This window comes from Spirulina sp. LEGE 11439 (genome assembly GCF_059821285.1).
This window is the reverse complement of sequence record NZ_JCAMRX010000001.1, coordinates 342,167-357,896: the sequence shown is the minus strand read 5'-3', so window position 1 is coordinate 357,896 and position 15,730 is coordinate 342,167. Positions and strand designations below refer to the sequence as shown.

Annotated in this window: 11 protein-coding genes; 1 reads left to right on the top strand and 10 read right to left on the bottom strand. The window is 43.0% G+C overall.

Annotated features, from left to right (window positions below; all coding sequences use genetic code 11):
- Window positions 1-135 precede the first annotated feature (135 nt).
- The 5 genes from AC6RV6_RS01395 to AC6RV6_RS01375 form a co-directional block, all read right to left on the bottom strand.
- Window positions 136-1,137: a DNA-processing protein DprA gene (locus tag AC6RV6_RS01395; protein ID WP_500238330.1), complete on the bottom strand. Its 1,002-nt coding sequence runs from the start codon at window positions 1,135-1,137 to the stop codon at window positions 136-138.
- Window positions 1,134-2,585 (bottom strand): hypothetical protein, encoded by a 1,452-nt coding sequence (locus AC6RV6_RS01390; RefSeq protein ID WP_500238327.1) that lies wholly within the window; start codon window positions 2,583-2,585, stop codon window positions 1,134-1,136. Before AC6RV6_RS01390 ends, AC6RV6_RS01395 begins: the two co-directional genes overlap by 4 nt.
- 316 nt (window positions 2,586-2,901) lie before the next feature.
- A complete protein-coding gene (locus tag AC6RV6_RS01385; protein ID WP_500238326.1) occupies window positions 2,902-3,039 on the bottom strand; it encodes a hypothetical protein in 138 nt (45 codons plus the stop codon).
- A 141-nt stretch (window positions 3,040-3,180) separates the two neighbouring features.
- Window positions 3,181-4,482, bottom strand: coding sequence for a sensor histidine kinase (locus AC6RV6_RS01380; protein WP_500238325.1), 1,302 nt, complete (start codon window positions 4,480-4,482; stop codon window positions 3,181-3,183).
- Window positions 4,483-4,489: 7 nt separating this feature from the next.
- Window positions 4,490-7,300: a hybrid sensor histidine kinase/response regulator gene (locus AC6RV6_RS01375; RefSeq protein ID WP_500238322.1), complete on the bottom strand. Its 2,811-nt coding sequence runs from the start codon at window positions 7,298-7,300 to the stop codon at window positions 4,490-4,492.
- 317 nt (window positions 7,301-7,617) lie between these two features.
- Here AC6RV6_RS01375 and AC6RV6_RS01370 point away from each other — a divergent pair, with 317 nt between their 5' ends.
- Window positions 7,618-7,815 carry a hypothetical protein gene (locus AC6RV6_RS01370; protein ID WP_500238320.1) on the top strand — a complete coding sequence of 66 codons (198 nt, stop codon included), beginning with the start codon at window positions 7,618-7,620 and terminating at the stop codon, window positions 7,813-7,815.
- Window positions 7,816-7,827: 12 nt separating this feature from the next.
- Here AC6RV6_RS01370 and AC6RV6_RS01365 read toward each other — a convergent pair whose 3' ends face one another.
- The 5 genes from AC6RV6_RS01365 to AC6RV6_RS01345 form a co-directional block, all read right to left on the bottom strand.
- Window positions 7,828-9,276, bottom strand: a complete 1,449-nt coding sequence (locus tag AC6RV6_RS01365; protein WP_500238357.1) for a hypothetical protein — start codon at window positions 9,274-9,276, stop codon at window positions 7,828-7,830.
- Window positions 9,277-9,418: 142 nt separating this feature from the next.
- A complete protein-coding gene (locus AC6RV6_RS01360) occupies window positions 9,419-11,830 on the bottom strand; it encodes a CHAT domain-containing protein (RefSeq protein WP_500238318.1) in 2,412 nt (803 codons plus the stop codon).
- A gap of 111 nt (window positions 11,831-11,941) precedes the next feature.
- Window positions 11,942-13,363, bottom strand: a complete 1,422-nt coding sequence (gene pyk, locus AC6RV6_RS01355) for a pyruvate kinase (RefSeq protein WP_500238316.1) — start codon at window positions 13,361-13,363, stop codon at window positions 11,942-11,944.
- A gap of 170 nt (window positions 13,364-13,533) precedes the next feature.
- Window positions 13,534-13,911, bottom strand: a complete 378-nt coding sequence (locus AC6RV6_RS01350) for a DUF423 domain-containing protein (protein WP_500238313.1) — start codon at window positions 13,909-13,911, stop codon at window positions 13,534-13,536.
- A gap of 12 nt (window positions 13,912-13,923) precedes the next feature.
- Window positions 13,924-15,540, bottom strand: coding sequence for a SpoIID/LytB domain-containing protein (locus AC6RV6_RS01345; protein WP_500238310.1), 1,617 nt, complete (start codon window positions 15,538-15,540; stop codon window positions 13,924-13,926).
- Window positions 15,541-15,730 lie beyond the last annotated feature (190 nt).

The following is a 15,730-nucleotide window of genomic DNA, read 5'->3' as shown; positions in this document are numbered from 1 at the left end:
AAATACACTCTTTTTACTCTATTATACTCTCTCCGAAGTATTTCGGAGAGGTCTACTGATGTTTTGGAAACTTTAAAACCAGCATAATAGCATTCAAATTAAACGAATTGGATATAATATAATTCATTCTGAATTTCAGAATGGGCTTGTATGGACAGATTTCAAGGTTTCTTCAAACTCTGGATAAGATTCTTTTCCTGATAAAATCACAATTCTAGATACAGATTTTTTGCTTTTATCTAAAGAAATAAAATTATTTAGACCTTGAACGCCTTCTTCAATAATTTTTCGGTTAGCACTGTAATTATTATGATAAATATCTGCTTTCAAGGGACGTACAACTCCTAGAGGTCTGTTGGAACCAACAGCAGCTTTTATTGTAAAACGAGATCCTCCTTCAATAGAACTCTGAATAAGAATTAAACCGACTCCAAGTCCTGCTTGAAGACGACAAGACTTGATAACTGAAAAAGTATTCTGCTTTTTAGACGGAGGAACTTCAGATATAACAAGTCCGTTACATTTTAAAATACGTTCAATGTTGAATACCGATTGTTTTGATAACGATTGAAAAGATGTTTGAGCCAAACCACTTCCTATAACTCCAATAACATTTTCAAAACAAGAGTCTTCTGCATCTTGGATAGCAGATGTATCTACTCCATCGGCGAGACCATTACAAATAGACCATCCTTTTAATGAAAAATGTTTTCCAATTCGTTCTGCAATTATCTTACCATTTTTATTAGGTTTTCTAGTACCAACAATAGTAATTGTACCTTTATTGAGTAGAGAAGAATTGCCAATAAAAAAGATTACTGGTGGTGAGTCTTTGAGTTCCAGAAGTTTTTGAGGATAGTTTTTATCTACAAGGGAAATAAAACTTATTTGAGAAGATTCACATTCAGCTATTACACCCTCGGCTTTAGAAATAGCATTGTGAATATCTGCACTAGAATACTTCTTTCCTATTTGTGCTAAGAGGTTTCTAAGATTTTCAAAAGTATTTTTTCTCGATCGATCTCGATTGGTGTCTTGTCTCAGAAGAGATAAGTTTTTTTTAACAAAAACAGGTCCGACTCCTTTTAAGAGAGAGAGAGAAAGTATGAGAAAATCAATCTCTGAGTAATTTTTCATTCCATATCCTCTGTGTAACCACATCCATTACCATTATAGTGTGGCGGTACGCAAGAATAGAATCTCTTGCCATTGTTTCCATTCGTTTTTACTTTCATGTAACGGTGTATATTATTTTCCAAGCACGCAGGACAAAGTTTTCCACTATCATTATAACCACATCCATCACCACCATATTCAGGAAGGACACAAGAGTAAAATTTTTCGCCAGTCTGTTTATTAATTTTAAGCTGTAGTCTTTTGTTACATTCTGGACACGATCTATTGCTGCTAACATTGGTTATAAGATGAAATAAAGCAATAAATAATATATTTTGTCCTCCTTGATCACGAAGTTTATTTGCAAGACTGTCTGCTGTTGATCCAGTTGTATATTGATCGTCCAGTATTATTACATTCTTACCTCTAACATCTATCTCATTGCGAAGATTCAAATTTTCTTTGATAAATTCCCTTCGCTTATTTGCTGTTGACTGCCTGCGAGTAGAAGAATTAACATTGTTACTCCATGTAAATATACTGTCACAATATAAATCTGTTGATTTTGACTGAATCTGTTCTACAATTAGATCGAATAACGTTCTCATTTTATTAGATGGTTGTGTTGTTTGTTTATCTGGAACATAGGTAAAAATGTGCCATGAATAAGATTTATGAGCCATAATAGGCTCTAAATAAGCAACAACAGTATCTCGAATTTTAACTAGCATATCTTCGCTTCTATCTGCTCGACTAAATTCAAAATATTTGTCTGTAGCATGATAGCGATCGCACTCTCCTTGAGATTGTCTAGCCAAGACTCTACAAGCAGTCAAATTTTGGTTGTCTGGGTTTCTTTTATCAATACATGGTTTTCTTGCTATATTACTTACAGAACCATTGAACTTAGACTCTAAGCAGAGTAGATTTTTCAAAGGATTTTTCAAGATATTAATAATATCAGAGTACGTCTTCACAAAATAGGTAGAGCCGCTTCCGATATTTTTTAAATAATCTCCGATCCCATCTCTGGTTTCTTTTTCGCTTGCTTGATAAAAATCAGTTAGTATGGTTGAAACGTTTAATCCTCTGCCAAGCTCAATATCTAACCAAGAATCTCCCAATACATAGCAAATACTATTTTCAAGATTTATATCTTTTTCTTGCAGGAAATCTTGTGTTTTTGAGGTGTTTGGCTTGTTTGCAAGCGAAAGATAATCAGTACAGTTTTCTTTGAAGTATTGATTAAAAATAGAATCTACATATTTTTGATGTGAATCAGATACAATAATACATCTGAAGCCAAGTTGCTGAGCTTGTTCGAGAAATGACTGAGCTTCAGAAAAAATCGGAATTGATAATACATCTGTTTTTTCTTTTCCATCTTTCATCGGTTTAAAAACTGGTTTTGCTGTATCTATTAGAGTGCCATCTAAATCAATCAGCAACAACTTATTATGAGTTACCATTTTTTTATTGACTTTTAATGTTCAGCTTTAGGAATGCTATCATCAGTCATCAAAGTTTCACTCTTATCGTCAGAGATATTTACATAATGGCATAAAAAGGGAGAAATCTAAAAACTGTCCTTACATACTTCGAGCGCACGATTTTTTCCTCTATCGTAACAATACGAGCTAATTTAACTAAGATTGCTATTGAGAGGCGATCGCACTTAACAATAAAAAAATAACTGTCTCGATTTGCAAAAGAGTTAGCCTGATTAAATTAAGGCGATCGCACGCAGCCGAATCATTGGAACCATAATAATGATGATACGGTAGACTATTTTAAAATTGTCATATCTGCGTTGGACAGTGCAATCAAATCCGATGCGATCGCTTCGAGCAAACGAGGGCTAGAGAATTCAACCAAAGCAATAACCGCAAGCAATGACCAAAATAAAGGCGTAATGTATTTCATGATTATCCTCCCACCATACATGAGCTTCTGTTCTCTATTCAAGACTTCAAGCCCATAGCAACGGATTCCTACATTTTGCTGAATTTTTGCGATCGAAATGCGATCGCTGTCCCGGGAGTCCAGAGTAATAGGGAAGATTCATTATTTATCTTTCCTGCTCAGAGGAATCTCGATCGCAAACTCAGTTTTTTCCTCAAAGACAGAAGTAAAACTTATTTTCCCGCCATGTTTTTCTTCAACAATTTGACGAGAAATAAACATTCCCAATCCCGTTCCTTCCCCGACATTTTTCGTTGTAAAAAGGCGATCGAATGCCTTCTTTTTCACCTCTTCTGTCATCCCTGTACCATTATCTTGAATGGCAATTTTAACCCATTCCTGCTCTGAATTGTATTCAGTCCGAATCCTAATAATATTAGGACAATCTTTAATCTCTTGATAGGAACGTCCGGCATTAGATTGCTCCAAAGCATCGATCGCATTGGCTAAGATATTCATAAATACTTGATTGAGTTGTCCGCCATAACAAACAACCAAAGGAAGATCGCCATATTCCCGCAGGATTTCGATCGCAGGTCGCGTTGTTTGGGCTTTCAGACGATTGCCCAAAATGGTAATCGTTGCATCGATTCCTGCATGAAGATCCGTAGGTTTAGCGTTGCGATCGTCAAAGCGGGAAAACTGCCCCAAAGATAGAACAATTTGTTGCAGGCGATCGCACCCCAGCTTCATTGAAGTTATTGTTTTGGGTAAATCTTCGATAATAAAATCAAACTCTAAGTCTTCCCAACATTCTTTGATTTCTACGGGAGGAGAAGGAATCATATCTTGATACAATTGCAAGATCGTACAAAAATCATTAACATAGTCGTTAATCATCGGTAAATTGCCAGAAATAAAACTGACAGGATTATTGATCTCGTGAGCAATTCCGGCGACCATCTCTCCTAGAGCCGACATTTTTTCGCTGTAGACAAGCTGCCCTTGGGTTTGTTTGAGATCGTTGAGTGCTTGTTGCAATGCTTGGGTTCTCTCTTCAACGCGTTGTTCTAATTCGCGATTGAGTTGGTGCAATTTCAGGTGAACTCCAAGCCGTGCCAAAACTTCCTCATGTTGAAACGGTTTGGTAATATAATCGACGGCTCCTAATTGCAATCCTTTGACCTTATGTTCGGTGTTGGAAAGAGCAGTCATGAAAATAATCGGAATATCTCGAAGGCGATCGCTAGCTTTAATCTGTTTACAAGTTTCAAAGCCATCGATTCCGGGCATCATCACGTCCAGCAAGATGATATCTGGCTGGATTTTCTCTAATTTGGCTAAAGCACTGTAACCGTCTTTAGCAATCAGGATTTTATGGCCTGCTTCTTTCAGACTATCTGACAACACTTTGATATTAGTCGAATTATCATCGACAATAAGGATAAGAGCTTGTAAATCCATGTTTTTATTAGCTAGTGACCGGGGCAGAGTTGAGCAGTTGAGAGATCGCTTCTTCATCATACTCTCGTGTAAACTCTAGGAGCTTGCGAGCAAAGGGAATGTATGGGGCTAATTTTTCCAATCGACATCCTTCGGCTTCTAAACTATCAAAATCACCAATATCCAAAGCCGCACGGAGAGGAGTTAATTCCTCTTCAGTTGGATAAATCATTTTTCCAGACTCACACGCTGAATCCTCCACGTTTTCTTCCATTATCCATTGCAGATTTAAGTAAGTTTGCAACTGGGTCAATAATTCCTCTATCTGTACGGGTTTAGGGAGAAAATCATTGCATCCTACCTCGCGACTTTTCTGGCGATCGAAGTTAAAAACACTTGCTGAGGAAGCAACGATCGGGATCTCTTTAAATGCAGGTAAATTTCGCAGTGCTTCGGTCATTTCAAAACCACTCATTTCTGGCATGACCAAATCGGTAATAATTAAATCCGGTTGCCAAGTTTCAGCGACTTGAATCCCAAGTTTGCCATTCTCTGCTTCTTGCATTTCAAATCCCAAAGGTTCGAGGAGATTGAGAATAACTGCCCGATTTTCCCAGCGATCGTCAACGACTAAAATTTTCTGGGTTTCTCCCTGATAACCGATAATATTTTGTGAAGGTTGAGCGGTAGAAGATTTGCTCCAGTCGGCGACTTCGGGTACGTCGATCGCAAACTGGAAAGTACTTCCTCGATTCAATTCGCTGTCAACGTGGAGTTCTCCCCCCATCATCTCGACAATTTGGCGACTAATCGCTAAACCCAAGCCGGTTCCTTCTGCTTGGCGATCGCTTTCTCCGACTTGTTCAAAGGGTTGAAAGATCTTCTCCAATTGTTCTGGGGTCATTCCCACTCCAGTATCTTCAACTTGAAAGCGGATGGTCGCGATCGATGGTGGGTTATTCCCTTCCTGACTGGTGACTGGTGACTGGTGACTGGTGACTGGTAAAGGCTGTTCTTCTACGCCGACTTTTAAGGTGACTCCTCCCTTATCGGTAAACTTAATCGCATTACCGAGAAGATTGATTAACACTTGTCGCAGTCGCTTATCGTCGCTACGAATCGCTGAAGGGAGGTGATTGAGGGCTTGATAAGTAAAACCGATTTCTTTTTGTTCGGCTTTGATCCGACAAATTTCGACAACTCCTTTGAGAAAGATATCAAAATCAAAATCCTTGGGAAATAATTCCAATTTTCGCGCCTCGATTTTGGAGAGATCGAGAACATCGTTAATCAAATTGAGCAGGTGAGTTCCGCATTGACCGATAATCGTTACCCCATCTTTTTGTTTGGGGGTGGCTTGGCGATCGCGTTGTAAGATTTGAGCATATCCTAAAATGCCATTGAGGGGCGTTCGCAGTTCGTGACTCATATTAGCCAAAAATTCACTTTTGGCTTGGTTAGCAGAGTCAGCAGCTATTTTTGCTTCTTTCAGTTCGGCAGTTCGTTCATCTACGCGCTTTTCTAGAATCTCGTTACTTTTTTCCAAAGTCGCAAAAGAGGTTTGCAACTGTTCTGCCATTCGAGCAAACGATCGCCCTAAACTGTTTAACTCTGTAATACCGCGAATGGTGAGATTCTGCTGGAAATTCCCTTCAGAAATCGCTTTTGAGGCTTGATTTAAGTCGAAAATAGGGCGAGCGATCCAGCGAGAGGTTAAGATTCCTAAAATCGTGGCAATGACCAAAGCTGCCAAGCAGAGCAAAACGGTTTGGCGGGTATTGGCATTAATCTGCGCCATAAAATCAGCTTCGGGGACGGCAACCACAATCAACCAATTGAGGCCGCTATCATCTTTGATGGGAGTAACTTGCAGTAATTGCTGGCGATCGCCAATCGAAAAGGTTAGTTGCTTTGATGTGGCAATGTCCTCCAAACTGCCAAATTCTGCTTGCAGGGAAGTAACACTGGCGCGAATCAGTTCGTTACTGCTCTCGGAGGCGGGGAGGCGTTGAGGTTCTCCTTCTTCATCGACAGGAAGCTTTTCTGGGGTGGAAGAGGCAACTAATAATCCATCTTGCTCCATGATAAAGGCTTGCCCGGTTTTACCAATTTTTAGATCCTGTAAGAATTCGCCAATATGCCGAAGACTTAGATCGATGATTAAGACTCCTCTAAAAATGCGCTTTGTATCATAAAAGGGTTCGACAGCAGAAAAAACAGGACGCGGCCTGCCATCAATAAATTGGTTAGTAATATACATTTCCGACCAGACAAATCGATCGGCCTTCACGGCAGCTTTGTACCAAGGACGAATCGTAGGATTGTAGTCCGGACCTTCTTCCACGAGATCGCCGACCTCTCCTCGATCGCTAGCGGCATAAGTGTTGGTGGAAAATTTCGTCGTGCGATCGCTTAACTCGACAAAAATAGAGCCATCATCTTCGCGTCCGGCTCCAGCAAATTCGCGATTTTCGCCGCCAAAACCGACGTAACTCAAGTTAGAAAAATGCAAGAGTTGTTCGATAAAATAACCTTGCATTGCTCCCATATCGTCCAAATTCCACAGATTGAAACGGCGAATATTTTTGGCAGCTAGCGCATTGATGAGGCGAGGTGTTTCCAGATAAGAATCTAAACGTTGTTCGATGCGGCTCGAGACTTCGCTGCGAAGTTGTTCGGTGACTCCATTAACCGCACGGTGTCCGTTGCGAATTGATAAATAGCCAGTAATGCCAACTGCTGCAAAAATTTGCACGATGAAAGGAACGATGAGAACCCAGCGCAAGGGAATTTGGGGTGTGAGGCGGGAACTTTCGCGATCGCGAGAAGATAGAGTCATATTAAAGAATAATCATAAGCTTGTGTCCAGTGTTAACAAACTATTCCCACATCTTAAACAAAAATCTTCCTCTCATATAATGGCTTTATCAAAATTATATATTGAATGAGTGAATATCAATTTTCTGTAAAGTTGAACTGAGTATATTTCGGTTCTGTAAAAACACCTAAATTGTGGTAGAAAAAAAAGATAATAAACTGAAAAGAGGAGAGAAAAAATGAACTTAAGCATAGAAAACCAAGAAACATTATAGAACTGCGATCGCGGCAAGTGGATAAACTATATTAATAGAAAAAAGCGTCTTGGGTTCGCGATCGATGAAACCACAACAATATTTGCGAAAGACTATCGGAATTTTCTTACTCGCATTGGGATTGACAGGTTGTAATGTCGGTGAAAATATTACGCTCTTTCTGACTCCTAATGATAGTGGTGCTATTTGTCTCGATCTTGGTGTAAGCGTTTGGGGTGGGCTGAAGCCGCGCCCCAAACGCTTAGAATCCACGCGGTTTTAACCCGTGGAGAAGTCAATAATTTAAAGAATCTAACTTTTCTTGCAATTCTTGAGGCGATCGCGGTTGCCAATTATCTCCCAACAAGCGTCGCAACATCTCAAGGGCTTCGGCTCGTGTTTGTCCGGTATTGGCTTCATGTCTGCGCCAAAACGCATCCCACCAGTCCGGGGGTTCAATTTTGTTACCGTCGTATTCCGTCGGTCGTCCTGTTTCGCCATCCACAACTAAACTGCCGACATAATCCGCATCGGCATAGATGCGATCGATCTGCTCTTTAATCTCTCGCAGATCTTTTTCAGAAACAACCCCGTTACTGGTGGCTTTATAAAACTGCACCGTCACGCGGATGGGAAAATCGGGATCTCGTTCGATCGCCAAATTATCGATTTCCGTAAAAGGTCCTTCAATTTCCCCATGACCGATAACCGCAGCTTCAACATCGCTGCGGGCAGAACTTTCTGGGGCTGGAGGGGCGGCCATCACAACACCATCTTCCAAGCTACCCAACTCAAAACGCAGGGGATTTTTCTGCTTGAGGGGAACTTGAATGAGCATCACCATATTTAATCCTTCTTCTCCTGCGGCTTCTGGAGTCGAGTTACTGGTATTATTGTCTGTATTTCCCGCTTGAAAGTCGCTGAGACGCTGACCCGTCAAACTGGCGCGATCGCCGTTTTGATTGAAAAATAAGCGCTGTCCCCAAGTTCTCCCAGCATCAAAGGCATCTCGTTTATTATCAATTATGGTAACGCTAGTGCCTTCTCGGGTGGCGAGAATTGTGAGGACGGCGGGATCGCCTTCATAAGATTGATAATTGAACAGGACAGGGTTAAATTCTGCCTTTCCTGCTCTGGGAATGGGGAGAAAACAGGCTTGGGCAGAAACGAGGACGTGAGTATCACGATCGGCCAGTAACGAGTTTTTGCGACCATTCCAAGAGTCGGGTTGATTGAGATAGCGTCGCAAATTGCCTAAGAGTTCGCGCAAGGATACCTTTTGCAGAGATGCTCCTTTTTCATTGCCCGCGAGGAGAAAGAAGCGATCGAGGGGAATGTCTGCGGATTTGTCGGTAAAGTTGGGATGGCGAATGACGGGCATTAGATGCAGTTGATACTCATCCGTGCGCGGGTTGCGCTGCTGTACTTGAATGGTCATATCACTGATATTGGGACCCACGGCCGAGTTGTTGTAGCGTCCCGTATCTTCCCAAGTGACGTTGAGGATATTTAACCCAAATTGTTGCGCTAAGGCTTGCGATCGCGCATTGGAAACCATCGCGACGGTCTTCTGGATGACCTGCTGATAGAAAGTGTAATCGACGTAACTCATTTGTCTGGGGGATTCTTGTTTGGCTAAAGGAAGGGCGATCGCATTGGAAGATTCCGACTGGGCGATCGCGCTAGACGTTAAACCGAGGGGAAAACATAAAACGCAAATTAGAGCAAATTGTCGCAGTTGCATGGTCTTGTTGAGTGGGGATGCTTTTAGGTTAAGGCAATTGATAAAGGCGATCGCGGGAGTTACAATTTTTGCAACGGAAGTCATTTCAGTTATCAGTTATCAGTTATCAGTTATCAGTTAGAGAAGTAGGAAGAAGAACTTTTCATTCCCAAGCCCCCAGTAAGGAAAAAGCCGCCCAATCTGAGGGACGCGAATACTGTTCTCGCGTCTTTAACATGGCTTGGCGCAAGGCTTTGGCTTTATTGGGATTTTGTTGGAGTTGGCGATAAAACTCTGTCATTAAAACCGCCGTTGGTTTGTCGCCAACTTTCCATAAGGAAACAATCGTACTGGCTGCCCCCGCCGTCAGAAACGATCGCGATAATCCTAGCACCCCATCCCCGGTAATCTCTCCTCGTCCCGTATCGCAAGCACTGAGAACGATCAGATCGGCATTGAGACGCAAACGGCTAATTTCCCACGAGGTCAAAAAACCGTCGGTGTCGGCATCAGCCGCAAGGGCTAGAGATCCCGGCGATCGCCCTAAGGCTTTGACTTCATCGAGTAAACCGTGAGTGGCAAGGTGAGCGATCGCAACTTCGGGCAATCTTTGGGCGATGGCGGTTTCTGTGGCAGCTTCACCTAAAAGAGCCGGAGTGTCGAGAATTTGCGCGATATTTTTGGCTTCGGTTTCCGAACCGGGAAGCGGGGCAAGGGGTTCAGAATATCCCGGTAGTGCGGGCATGGCGGGATTGCCAACAATTAAAATATCTTTGCGGGCTGCGCGATCGACTTGTGTTTTTCTTTTTTGTGCGAGTTGTAAGACTTGGATAGCTGGGGCAATAATGAGAAGGTGGCGATCGACGAGATAAGTATCTTCCGCATCTTGTAAGGTGGCAAAGGGTAATAAAAACAGCAGGCGATGGGGAATGATAATTAAGGGGTCATCGGGGCGATCGGGAAGTAAATCGGCAATGGGATCGATGAGAATTTGATGGGCTTCTTTGAGTTTAATTTTAGCGCGTCGGGGGGTACGGGAAAAGATAACGGCGCGGGTATCTCTAATTAAGCGATCGAAGTTTTTGTTTGCAAGAATATTATCTGGGGAAGTTTCGTTAAAGTCCACTTGACGAAAATGGATTTCCCCAGTGGGTTGAATGACCCAAATGAACAGTTTAGAGGCTTTTCCGGTTAATTTCCCCTGACCGATAAAACTGTCATCGGGAATAATGGAGTATTCTACAAGGGTTGCATTGCGATCGCGGGCAATTTTGCGGATATCTGCAATGGTGGGTGGGGCAATCTCTGTGTCTCCCGAGGTTCGCAAGGATAATTGTTCTGCATAAGCCCTCGCCCGCCCTCGTTCGGCGATTTCTAAGGCTTCTTCAACGCGCCCTCGTTCCACGAGAACGGCTTGCAACCAACTGTAGGTTGTGGTTTGGGTATCGAGGAAGGAAACGAGATGAGCGTCTTCTAAGTCCGTTCGCAGAGATTCTCGTAGGGCGATCGCTTCTTTTAAGGTTGCTTCTGCTGCGGGGAGATTGCCCATTTTCCAGAGGGTATGTCCCCAATTCCCCAAAACAATGCCTTGTACGGGGATATCGCTGGCATCTCTGGCGATCGCGTGACTTTGACGATAGAAATCGAGGGCGCGATCGTAGTTTTCTAAGTTAGCATGGGCGAGTCCCAATCCTGCTAATGCCGTGGCAACTAAGCGAATATCGCCGATTTTTCGCGCAAAGGTGAGGAACTCTTCATATTGCGCGATCGCTCTGGGGAATTCTTTCTCAATATGATGCAGAGATGCTAAGTTATTCAAGGCGTTGGCTTCGGCGGCGGCAAAGTTTCCGGAACGGGCGCGGGTTAAACTTTGTTGGTAGTAATCTCGGGCGCGATCGTATTCTTCTCGGGTGGCAGATAATGCGCCCAAACTGTTGAGAATACGGGCGATCGCGCCATCATCTCGGCTTTCTTTGGCGATCGCTAAACTCTCTTGATATAACGGTTCGGCGTTTTCATAATCGCCGATATTGAGGTAAACATTGGCGAGATTGCCCAACACGATCCCTTCTGCTCTGCGATCGCCTCGGATTCGTTGTAGTTGTAGGGCTTTTTGATTGGCAGCAAGGGCGCGAGAATAGTCTCCCATCAGGCGGTAAACATTGGCGAGATTGCCCCAACTATTGGCTCGGGCGGCGGTATCTTGGCGGGCATTAGCGAGGGTGAGGTGTTCTTGATAGGCAGCGATCGCCTTTTTCAGTTCTCCTTGTTGTTTGTAAGCGAGTCCCAATTGTTCCAAAACAGCCATCTCTCGGGTTGGGTGTTGCAAATCTCGGTATCTCTGCAATGCGTTTTGCCAAGATTGAATTGCCGCTTGAATTTCATGGATGCGATAGAGTTTAATTCCGGCTTGGAAAAGGCGATCGGCTTCTTGTAGAGGGGTCAGTTTTCGTTCGGCCAGGTGTTGAGGATTCGTTGGGATAGAAGCCGCAAATATCAAAGAAGTCTCATTGGAAAACAATGTCACAATACCTAATAAAATAGCAAGTGTGGCGCGAAATTTAAAGTTATTCATCCTATTATATTAATTGGGTCTTTTTCTCTCGTCCTTTGTGTTTGTGCTGTGGAAATAAAATCGCGATCGCTTTTCTCGAAATGTCTGGAAAGGCGATCGCTTTTCTCAAAATTATCGCATTGTATGAATTTTCATAAAATTCGTTCCGTTGTGTTGTTGAATGGGACTGCCTCCTAAAATGAGAATCTTATCTCCCGGATTGGCTAAGTTGCGATTGCGTAAGGTGGCTTCGATGCGATAAATCAAAACATCCAAAGAGTCTACCGGACCTTCCATAAACATCGGCGTTACGCCCCAAATTAAAGCCATACGATAGCAAAGAGAGAGATTGTTGGTAAATGCAACAATGGGGGCGTGAGGGCGTTCTGCGGCGGCTAAATTCACGGTATATCCCGTCGTTGTAAAGGCAGCGATCCAACGCAAATTGAGGATTTTATCGATGGTGTTTAAGGCTTCCGTCAGGGCGTGGGTTTCGCTGGACATTTCTGGCGGAAGATTGATAAACTCGAGACCGGGTTCCACCTCTGTCGCAATACTGGCTAGCATTTCCACGGCCAAAACGGGATATTTTCCTACTGCAGATTCTCCAGAAAGCATGACGGCATCGGTGCCGTCAATAATTGCATTCGCAACATCGCTGGCTTCGGCGCGGGTGGGACGAGCATTATCAATCATGCTTTCTAGCATCTGGGTTGCGGTAATCGCGGGAATGCCGTGTTGGTTGCAAGCGCGAATAATTTTTTTCTGCAACATGGGGACTTTTTGGGGATTCATTTCCACACCTAAATCCCCTCGCGCGACCATAATGCCGTCGCAGGACTTTACAATCTCATCGAGGTGAGCGATCGCTTGCGGTTTTTCGATTTTTGCCAAGACGGGAACATCGCTTGCGTCTCGATCTTTGAGAAATTCTTTAATGGCGTAAATATCATCAATTTCTCGGACAAAACTCAAAGCTACCATATCTACGCCTTGAGATAAGCCGAATTCGAGGTCTTGTTTGTCTTTGTCGGTCATGGAAGGCAAGCGCAGGTTCAAATCTGGGACATTGACTCCTTTGCGACTTTTGAGGATGCCTCCGCGTACTACTTGGCAAGTGACTCCTAGTTCTGTTACTTCTGTTACCTCTAACTCTAAGCGCCCGTCGTCGAGTAAAATGTGAATCCCTGCTTTTGCTTCCTCGGTTAGGTAAGGATAATCGATGGGAATGAGATCGGGTTCGTTGTGGTAGCGATCGCGATTGACGAGGGTAAAAATTGCCGCTTTTTCTAAGGTCATTTCCCCATTGAGAAGTTGACCGACTCGAACTTTCGGACCTTGTAAATCTTGCAACAGCGCGATCGGGGTGTCGAGTTCTTTTGAGGCTTCTCGCAATAGTTGAACCGTGCGGGCGTGATCTTCGTAACTTCCGTGAGAAAAATTCAGCCGCGCAACCGACATTCCTGCTTTAATCATGGCGCGGATCGTGTCTGGGGAACTGCTGGCGGGGCCGATCGTGGCGACAATTTTGGTACGGTGAGGACGAAGAGACATAATTCTAGGGAGTAAGGGTTAAGAGAAATTGCGATCGCAAAAGGAAAGGAACTATAACGGTTTTCAGTTTATTTTTAGTCTGCCAAATTTGAGCGATATTGGCTGTTTTCTGGAACACTGAAACCGGGTGGCTGCATTAAATAAATCTTGAGATTGTGGGAAAAATCTTGTTAGTTTGCCCTCAATGCTGCAGCCACGAGACATCCCCAACCAACGAGAAAAGCAACGCCACCCAACGGCGTAATCGCTCCTAACCATTTAATTCCTGTTAAACTCAAGGCATATAAACTACCCGAAAAGATGAATATCCCGATAATAAAAGTAATCCCGGTTGCACTCAGAAGTCCTGGGGATAATTCTCTGCGCCCGAGCAAAATTGCTACCAATAAAAGGGCAAGAGCGTGATACATTTGGTATTTCACCCCCGTTTCAAAAATGGCTAATGCTCCTGCGCTTAATTTCTCTTTGAGGGCATGGGAAGCAAAGGCACCTCCTGCGACGGCTAAACCGCCAAACATTGCCGCGATCGCAATCAAAATTCTCTCCATTGTTTTCCTACTTTATGACTCAGATTCTGGATAAAAAACAATCCCTTGGTGCAGGCGTTGCAATACCGTTCCGGGATAGTAAAATTGTAAGATGCGATCGTATTTCCACCCCAATCTTGCTAAGGTATAAGACCCATATTGATTTAAACCGACTCCATGACCGAAACCGCCGCCGATAAATTTATAACCTGTTAAATTACCATTAGTATCGAGAATAGGATCGATATAAAAAAGGGTACTCCGAGGCGGTCCAAAGGCGCTCCTTGCTTCTGTTTTTTGTAATTCGACAACGCCGCGATCGGTTTCGATTGTAAAAAGGCGAATTCTGCCCGATGGCGATCGCTCTGTGACGGCCATACGCAGGATTTTTTGAATTCCAGCTAAAGGATGTTTTGTTTTTACTAAATATTTATTTAAATCTTGGGTGAGTTGAGCAATACTACTTTGACGATTCCAGCGAAAGACGGCGCTTTCTGTGCCATTAAATCCCTGTTTTAAATTGATAAAACGACGAAAGGCGACTTCGTTATCTAAAGGTTGTGTCGCAAGATTCCATTGAGGATTTGTCCCATCAATTCTTGCTCGTAAATAAGGACGAGGTTCGCCATCCCAAATATCTTCAAATTGTGCGGTAATGCCTCCAGTATGGGCAGAATAAAGGGCATCGACTAATTCATTGTTATGAGTGAGAACTAATCCTCGCGTGGCTTGGATGGCGCGATCGGCGTTTGCCACTGTTCCGGTTAAACCTTTATAAACTTGACAATGAACGGTCGCACAAAGCTCATAATTATCTGCTTGGAAACGGCGTAAGTTTCTTAAGGCATAAGTGCGAGCAATAACAGTTTGTGCTTCCACGGAATTATAAGGTGCATTCGGTCCAATTTCGTGAGGAACGACTCCGCGTAAATAAACTTCGATAGGGACTTCATTAACGAGGGTAAAATTACCGTAAGCATTGGGTTGAACGCGCAATCGCCCGCCAAATAAAATTGTTTTATCTCCTTCTTTAACGCGGATTAAATTTTTCTGGCTGATAATTTCTATATTGCTGCGATTGTAACGAAAGCCATTAACAACAAAAGAAACAATCGGGATTGTATTTAAAACTTCTGATTGTAGATAGGGATTGGTTTCTCCTTGTTCCTGTAAATTTTGCAATAGCATTCGCCTTAGTAGAGGAGTATTATATACATCTCGTTTTGCCCAAACTTGCCAGCGTCCGGGTTGAACTACTTCGACTTCAATGCCTTGTTGTTCCCATTTTTTGGCGCTATCTTCGGCAGTTTCAAATGTAGCGAGATCGCTCAAAACAACCCATTCTTGCAAAACAGGAGTTTCGGGTTGTTGGGGAGCAATTTCTAAGACAATGTTTTTGCTATTTATGGTTTTTGGCGTTCCATCTCCTTCTTGGAATTTTATGATGAGGGTATCTCCTTCAGTGCTGGAGAGAGTCAGACGATCGCTTGCTTCATCACCAAAACGCTGCACGATTCCCACATCAATTTCCATTTCTGGAGAGATTGTTCGGGTTGTTTGTGCTTTGACTTCTACTTCGCGAGGAAAAATCAATACAGGTGAGAACGAGAAGGTTAAAGGAAAAAGGAAAAATAAAATTGTTTTTTTCATTGCTTGTACCATACTGTAGTCGCGGACATTCCTAAACTGGCAAGATTTATTTATACTATCTGATTATAAATCTTTTCAACCTAAATATCAAGATGTCGAAAAGATTTTGTTAGAAAATCGATAAACCTTATTGTATTGGATTGATCGGCCTGATGAGATCCCTCGGGTATGACCTTGACAGTTCACAAAC

Excerpts from the sequence above, each read along its gene's own strand:
- AC6RV6_RS01390 (WP_500238327.1), bottom strand. The coding sequence starts at position 2,585 with ATGGTAACTCATAATAAGTTGTTGCTGATTGATTTAGATGGCACTCTA.
- AC6RV6_RS01360 (WP_500238318.1), bottom strand. The coding sequence starts at position 11,830 with ATGAATAACTTTAAATTTCGCGCCACACTTGCTATTTTATTAGGTATT.
- AC6RV6_RS01385 (WP_500238326.1), bottom strand. The coding sequence starts at position 3,039 with ATGAAATACATTACGCCTTTATTTTGGTCATTGCTTGCGGTTATTGCT.
- AC6RV6_RS01350 (WP_500238313.1), bottom strand. The coding sequence starts at position 13,911 with ATGGAGAGAATTTTGATTGCGATCGCGGCAATGTTTGGCGGTTTAGCC.
- pyk (WP_500238316.1), bottom strand. The coding sequence starts at position 13,363 with ATGTCTCTTCGTCCTCACCGTACCAAAATTGTCGCCACGATCGGCCCC.
- AC6RV6_RS01365 (WP_500238357.1), bottom strand. The coding sequence starts at position 9,276 with ATGCAACTGCGACAATTTGCTCTAATTTGCGTTTTATGTTTTCCCCTC.
- AC6RV6_RS01380 (WP_500238325.1), bottom strand. The coding sequence starts at position 4,482 with ATGGATTTACAAGCTCTTATCCTTATTGTCGATGATAATTCGACTAAT.
- AC6RV6_RS01345 (WP_500238310.1), bottom strand. The coding sequence starts at position 15,540 with ATGAAAAAAACAATTTTATTTTTCCTTTTTCCTTTAACCTTCTCGTTC.
- AC6RV6_RS01375 (WP_500238322.1), bottom strand. The coding sequence starts at position 7,300 with ATGACTCTATCTTCTCGCGATCGCGAAAGTTCCCGCCTCACACCCCAA.
- AC6RV6_RS01395 (WP_500238330.1), bottom strand. The coding sequence starts at position 1,137 with ATGAAAAATTACTCAGAGATTGATTTTCTCATACTTTCTCTCTCTCTC.
- AC6RV6_RS01370 (WP_500238320.1), top strand. The coding sequence starts at position 7,618 with ATGAAACCACAACAATATTTGCGAAAGACTATCGGAATTTTCTTACTC.